The organism is Nonomuraea diastatica (assembly GCF_004349015.1).
Lineage (GTDB): Bacteria > Actinomycetota > Actinomycetes > Streptosporangiales > Streptosporangiaceae > Nonomuraea > Nonomuraea diastatica.
The window spans coordinates 1-1,360 of sequence record NZ_SMKP01000416.1 but is presented as its reverse complement, the minus strand read 5'-3'; the positions used below and the strand labels follow the sequence as shown (position 1 = coordinate 1,360).

The 1,360-nt window shown below is 69.8% G+C and carries 1 protein-coding gene; it reads right to left on the bottom strand.

All coding sequences use genetic code 11. The features are described from left to right. Positions 1-34: 34 nt before the first annotated feature. Complete coding sequence (locus E1294_RS51945) at positions 35-1,135, bottom strand: IS110 family RNA-guided transposase (protein ID WP_132520757.1); 1,101 nt, start codon at positions 1,133-1,135, stop codon at positions 35-37. Positions 1,136-1,360: the final 225 nt, after the last annotated feature.

Sequence of the window (1,360 nt, the reverse complement as noted above, 5' to 3'; positions counted from 1 at the left end):
CTGGAGGACGAGCGTGATGACGCCCCTATGTTTGTCAAGCCGCAGCGGGCGGAGTACGCGCTGGTGAGAGTGCTGCGGTGATGATCGGGAAGACTTCGCGGGCGACGTAGCGCTTGAGGCAGCGGATGATCTCTTTCTTGGATTTGCCCTCGGTGGTGCGGCGTTCGGCGTAGGCGCGGGTGCGCGCATCGCGGCCGAGGCGGGTCACGACGATGGTGTAGAGGGCGCTGTTGCTGCGCCGGTCGGCGCCACGGTTGAGCCGGTGCCGGACGGTCTTGCCGGAGGAGGCCTCGATCGGGTTGACGCCGCATAGGGCGGCGAAGGCGGCTTCGCTGCCGAGCCGGTCGGGGTTGTCGCCGGCGGTGATGAGCAGCGCGGCGGCGGTGTCCGGCCCGATCCCGTACTGCTGGAGCAGTTTCGGGGCGCATTCGGTGATGATCGCCACCAGCGTTCGCTCGTGCGCGCGGGCCTCTTCGGTCAGGGCCAGGATGCGGCGGGCGAGCATGCGCAGCACGCCACGGGCCGCGTCGTCGATGGTGCGGTGCTCGGCGGCGGGCAGATCTGCGCAGGTGCGGATGAGGGTGACCGAGCCCAGACCGGCCAGCGCGTCGCGCAGTGCCGAATCCGCTCGCATCAGGACGGCCCGCAGCTGGTTGATGGCCTGGGTACGGGCCTTGACCGCCGAGTCTCTAGCGACTTTGAGCATGCGGATCATCTCAACGGGGCCGTCGCCGGTCTTGGCGATGGCGGCGGCCTCCTGCGACAGCACCGCTCGAGCGGCGTTCTCGGCGTCGACGGCGTCGGTCTTGCCGCGCCGTCGCCGGCGGGCCCGGTCGGGCCGGTTGACCTCCAGAACCCGCAGGTCATGGCGGCGGAGGTAGCGGTTGAGCGCGGTGCCGTGCGAGCTGGTGCCCTCGACCCCCGCCCGCCGCAGCCGGCCGTGTCCGCTCGCCCAGCTCAGCAGCGCCGCGTAACCGTCGGCGGTGGCCGGGAACGCCTGGGTGCCCATCAGCACGCCCATGACGGTGATCACTGCTGCGACGTGCATGTCGGCGTGAGTATCCACGCCGAGCACGATCTCCTCTCGCGCCTCGACGTCGGCTGCGTTGGTGTGGTCGTCGGTGGAGGCAGTCACTGGTCTCCTCGAAGGGTCGGGGATGTGGTGGTCACCGGCCGGGCGAGGAGGTCAGGACTGTGATGATGCATATGGCGAGGCCCCTATGGGGACACATCCGCGCCTGGTCCGGCGGTACCGCCCGGGCCAGGGCGACAGGTCATCACCAAGGCACAGGTGGCCAGTCTCAAACTGGGTCAGACCCTGGCGTGGCGGGCGGTACCTCACCAGTCTCACAGTCCTCAA